General features: G+C 71.0%; 4 protein-coding genes. 2 read left to right on the forward strand and 2 right to left on the reverse strand.

The features are described from left to right. Positions 1 to 57 precede the first annotated feature (57 nt). Together ACWGH4_RS30730 and ACWGH4_RS30735 are read right to left on the reverse strand one after the other, a co-directional pair. The gene (locus ACWGH4_RS30730) at positions 58 to 1,380 is read right to left on the reverse strand and encodes a PhoH family protein (protein WP_356623312.1); all 1,323 of its coding nucleotides are present in this window, start codon (positions 1,378 to 1,380) and stop codon (positions 58 to 60) included. 470 nt (positions 1,381 to 1,850) lie between these two features. Beyond that, positions 1,851 to 2,612, reverse strand: coding sequence for an isoprenyl transferase (locus ACWGH4_RS30735; protein WP_005312639.1), 762 nt, complete (start codon positions 2,610 to 2,612; stop codon positions 1,851 to 1,853). A gap of 107 nt (positions 2,613 to 2,719) precedes the next feature. Between ACWGH4_RS30735 and mgrA the strand changes: the two genes are divergently transcribed. Next, positions 2,720 to 3,757, forward strand: coding sequence for an L-glyceraldehyde 3-phosphate reductase (mgrA, locus tag ACWGH4_RS30740; protein ID WP_453466666.1), 1,038 nt, complete (start codon positions 2,720 to 2,722; stop codon positions 3,755 to 3,757). Between the two features lie 321 nt (positions 3,758 to 4,078). Then, positions 4,079 to 5,200, forward strand: a 1,122-nt coding sequence (locus tag ACWGH4_RS30745) for a winged helix DNA-binding domain-containing protein (protein ID WP_453466668.1), incomplete at its 3' end; no start/stop codon positions are given.

Below are 5,200 nucleotides of genomic sequence, written 5' to 3' on the forward strand. Positions count from 1 at the left end.
GCGTCGGCGTCAAGTGACTTGCCCTATATGCCGGACAGGCCCCTGGGACCTATCGGATCAGATGTGCCCGTCCTCCAGCATTTCGGTCACCAGGGCCGCGATCTGTGAACGCTCCGAGCGCGTGAGGGTGACATGCGCGAACAGCGGATGCCCCTTCAGTTTCTCCACCACGGCGACCACGCCGTCGTAGCGGCCGACCCGGAGGTTGTCCCGCTGGGCCACGTCATGCGTGAGGACGACCCGGGAATTCGCCCCGATACGGGACAGAACCGTCAGCAGGACGTTCCGTTCCAGCGACTGGGCCTCGTCGACGATGACGAACGCGTCATGAAGGGAACGGCCCCGGATGTGCGTCAGCGGCAGGACCTCCAGCATGCCGCGGTTCAGGACCTCCTCGATGACCTCACGGCCGGCGACGGCGGACAGCGTGTCGAAGACCGCCTGCGCCCACGGGCTCATCTTCTCGGCCTCGGTGCCCGGCAGATAGCCGAGCTCCTGCCCGCCCACCGCGTAGAGCGGTCTGAAGACCATCACCTTCTGGTGCTGCCTGCGCTCGAGGACCGCTTCGAGGCCCGCGCACAGCGCCAGCGCCGACTTGCCGGTGCCGGCCCGGCCGCCGAGCGAGACGATGCCGACCTCCTGGTCGAGGAGCAGATCCAGGGCGATGCGCTGCTCGGCGCTGCGACCGTGGATTCCGAACACCTCGCGGTCGCCCCGCACCAGGCGGACGTTGCCCTCGGCGGTGACCCGCCCCAGCGCCTTGCCGCGCTCGGACTGCAGCACCAGACCGGTGTGCACGGGCAGATCCGCCGCCTCCGGTACGTACAGCGTCTCCTCCCCGTAAAGGAGGTCGACCTGCTCAGCCGTCAGGGGCAGGTCGGTCATGCCGGTCCAGCCCGTGTCGGTGATGGCGAGCTCCGCGCGGTACTCCTCCGCGAGCAGGCCGACCGACGACGCCTTGATGCGCAGCGGCAGGTCCTTGGAGACGACCGTGACGTCGTACCCCTCCGCCTGGAGGTTGCGCGCGACGGCCAGAATCCGTGAGTCGTTGTCCCCCAGCCTGAAACCGGCCGGCAGTACGCCGGGATCCGAGTGGTTGAGCTCGACACGCAGCGTGCCACCGAGGTCCCCGATGGGCAGCGGAGAGTCGAGGCGGCCGTACCGGACCCGGAAGTCGTCCAGCAGGCGAAGCGCCTGGCGGGCGAAGTAACCGAGCTCCGGATGGTGCCTCTTGGCCTCCAGCTCCGTCACCACGACGACGGGGAGCACGACCTCGTGCTCGTCGAAGCGGCTCATGGCTTTCGGGTCCGCCAGCAGGACGCTGGTGTCGAGAACGTAGGTGCGCCGGTCGTTCATACGGCGCTTTGTGCTGTTCACCACGGAAGGACGTACCCCCTCGGACGAGGTCGGGGTGCGACGGCGTCGCGGGCCATGGGTCCTCCCGCCGGAGCGGGGGACGGGCCGGGCTCAGGCCACGATGCGCGGGCCGAGCGCCGGCCCTCCGCGTGGTCCGCACCGCTGGTGCAGTCCTTCGTGTGCAAAGGGCCTCCCGGGTGGGCGGCGTGAGCCGCTCACTGAGATCCGACGTTCGTGGATCGGACGTCGACCTGCAAGAGGTATGCCCTCGAACAACTCCGGCCATGCCAGGAGGCCGGGCGTCCGCCGGATGAACGTGCGGTGACGAGGCGCGTCGAGGGGGCGCGTGGCTGCCGCGCCGCGCCGGGCCGGCGACGTGACGGCTCGGGGCGGAAGGTGAAAGGGGCCGGGGCGGGGCCCGGTCCAGGCAGAGACTGCCGGTCAGGCAGACGCCCGGTTCAGGGAGACGCTGCCGGGTCGGGCAGAGGCGGCGGTCAGGCGCCGTAGCGGCGGTGACGGGCCGCGTAGTCGCGCAGTGCGCGCAGGAAGTCGACCTTACGGAACGCCGGCCAGAAGACTTCGCAGAAGTAGTACTCGGAGTGCGCGCTCTGCCAGAGCATGAACCCGGAGAGCCGCTGCTCCCCGCTGGTGCGGATCACCAGGTCGGGATCCGGCTGCCCACGGGTGTACAGGTGCTCGGAGATGTGCTCGACGTCGACGATCTCGGCGAGCTCCTCGAAGCTCGTGCCCTTCTCCGCGTGCTCCAGCAGCAGCGAACGGACCGCGTCCGCGATCTCCTGGCGGCCGCCGTAGCCGACGGCGACGTTGACCAGTATTCCCTTCACGTCCGCCGTGGCCTGCTCGGCCTCCTTCAGCACCCGCTGCGTGTGGTCGGGCAGCAGGTCCAGGGTGCCCACGTGGTGCACCCGCCAGCGCCCGTCGGCGGCGAGGTTGCGCACCGTGTTCTCGATGATGCCGAGAAGCGGCTTGAGCTCCTCTTCGGGGCGGTCGAAGTTGTCCGTGGACAGGAGCCACAGGGTGACGACCTCGACATCGGTCTCCGCGCACCAGCCGAGCAGCTCGGAGATCTTGTCGGCGCCGGCCTGGTGCCCCTGTGCGGCCGTGCCGCCGGAGGCCTTCGCCCAGCGGCGGTTGCCGTCGAGGATGACACCGATGTGCTTGGGCACCTGGGCATGGTCGAGGCGGCCTTCCACCCGGCGTGCGTAGAGCCTGTACACCAGGTCGCGCAGGTTCACAGTTCTTACACCCCTCCATGCGGCAGTCCCCGAAGGCGCAACCCTACTGCGGGCCGGGCACGGCGGCCCAACCCGGTGTGTCACAAGTCCGTGATAAGGAGGGAAGCGTGACTGATTCCCCCTATTACCTCGCCGACGCCGACCGCTACGCGTCCATGGAGTACCGCCGCAGCGGCCGCTCCGGCCTCAAGCTGCCCGCGCTGTCCCTGGGCCTCTGGCACAACTTCGGTGACGACCGCACGCTGAGCTCGCAGCGCACGATCCTGCGCCGCGCGTTCGACCTGGGCGTCACCCACTTCGACCTCGCGAACAACTACGGACCGCCGCCCGGGTCCGCCGAGCTGAACTTCGGCAAGATCTTCGCGCAGGACTTCGCCCGCTACCGGGACGAGATCGTCGTCTCCACCAAGGCCGGCTATCTCATGCACCCCGGGCCGTACGGCGAGTGGGGTTCGCGCAAGTATCTGCTGTCGTCGCTGGATGCCTCCCTGAAGCGGATGGGCCTCGACCACGTCGACATCTTCTACTCCCACCGCTTCGACCCGGAGACTCCGCTCGAGGAGACGATGGGAGCGCTCGCATCCGCCGTGCAGCAGGGCAAGGCGCTGTACGTGGGGGTGTCCTCCTACAACGCGGAGCAGACCGCGGAGGCGGCCGGACTGCTGAAGGAGATGGGTGTCCCCGCGCTCATCCACCAGCCCTCGTACTCGATGATCAACCGCTGGATCGAGGACGACGAGCTGCTGGACACCCTGGAGGACGCCGGTATGGGCTGCATCTCCTTCGTGCCGCTCGCGCAGGGGCTGCTCACCGGCAAGTACCTGAAGGGCATCCCGGAGGGCTCGCGCGCCACCCAGGGCAAGTCGCTCGACCCGAACCTGCTGTCCGACGAGGTGGTGCGACGGCTGCACGGCCTCAACGACATCGCCGCGCGCCGTGGCCAGTCGCTGGCCCAGCTGGCGATCTCGTGGGTGCTGCGCGACCCGCGGATGACGTCCGCGCTCATCGGCGCGTCCAGCGTGCAGCAGCTCGAAGAGAACGTCGCGGCGCTGGCCGGGGCGCCTCTGACGCAGGCGGAGCTGGAGGAGATCGACACCTTCGCGGTGGACACGAAGGGCACGAACATCTGGGCCGACCGGGGCTGACCCGCCGGGAGGAAACATAAAACGGGCCGGTCCGTGGGGGGGATACGGACCGGCCCGAGGGGGGGTTTCCACCATAACCCTTCGTAAGCGGTGCGCGGTGCCACGCCATGCCGGAAGTGGCGCCGGAATTCGCCGGGGAAGGCGCGGGGCCGTGCGGCAGCGCTCCGGGAGCGGCCGGGGCCGTACCTCCCACGGGGGACCCCGGCCGTGAGGCGCCGCATTGACGAACGGACCCGCGTGCGGTCGAGCGATCGAACGGGACGGGCCCCATCGGGCAAATGAGGACAGCATCTGACCTGTATGGGTCCTAGCGTCGCCGGTATGACGAAGAAGACCGCCGATGTGACATGGCCGCAGGCGAACGCCCGGCGGCTGGCCCGTCAGGGGCTGGCCGCTCCCGGGTCCCCGGGCCTCACCTCCCCCGCGGCCGTCGCCGGCGCGATGCTCGGGGCCCACGCGCAGGTGCTGTCCGCCGGGGAGCTGTCCCTCGCCCTGCGGCTGGCACCCGGCGCCACCCGGGCGGACGTGCGCCACGCACTGTGGACGGACCGGACACTGGTGAAGACGTACGGCCCGCGCGGCACCGTCCATCTGCTGCCCGCGGCGGACCTGCCGATGTGGACGGGCGCCCTGTCGGCGGTGCCCGCCGGGAGGAACCCGTGGCCGGAGGGCGTACGGATGACACCCGAGCAGACCGACGAGGTCGTCGCGGCGGTCCGTGACGCGCTGGCCGGCGAGCCGCTCACCGTCGACGAACTGACGGAGGCGATCGTCGACCGCACCGGGCCGTGGGCGGGCGAGCGGGTGATGGACGCCTTCCAGGACAAGTGGCCGCGCTGGCGGCAGATCACGCACACGGCCGCGCATCGCGGCGCGCTCGCCTTCGGCCCGAACCGCGGCCGCAACGTCACCTACACCAGCCCCGGAGTCACGCCGATGGACGGGCGGGACGCTCTGCCCGAACTCGTGCACCGCTATCTGCGCGCGTACGGGCCCGCCACACCCGCGGACTTCGCCCGGTGGTTCGGAGCGCCGCCCGCCTGGGCGGGCGGGCTCTTCACGGACCTGGCGGCCGGGCGGCGGATCGCGGAGGTCACCTTCGAGGGCGCCCCCGCGTGGGTCGCCCGGGGCGACGCCGCGTTCCCGGACCGGGAGCCGGCGCGGGGCGTGCGCCTCCTCCCCTACTTCGACGCGTACGCCATCGCCTGCCGGCCACGGGACCGGCTGTTCCCGGGGGCGGCTCGCACCCGGGCGCTGGCCGGGGGCCAGGCCGGCAACTACCCGGTGGTGCTGGTGGACGGGGTCGTGGCCGGGGTCTGGCACCAGCGCCGCTCGGGCCGACGTGTCGCGGTGACGGTGGAACCGGTCGGCGAGGCGCTGGAGCGGGCGGGGGCACGCGATGAACTGGCCCAGGAGGTCGAGCGGGTGGGCGCGGCCCTGGAG

This window comes from Streptomyces sp. NPDC054847, assembly GCF_053610925.1.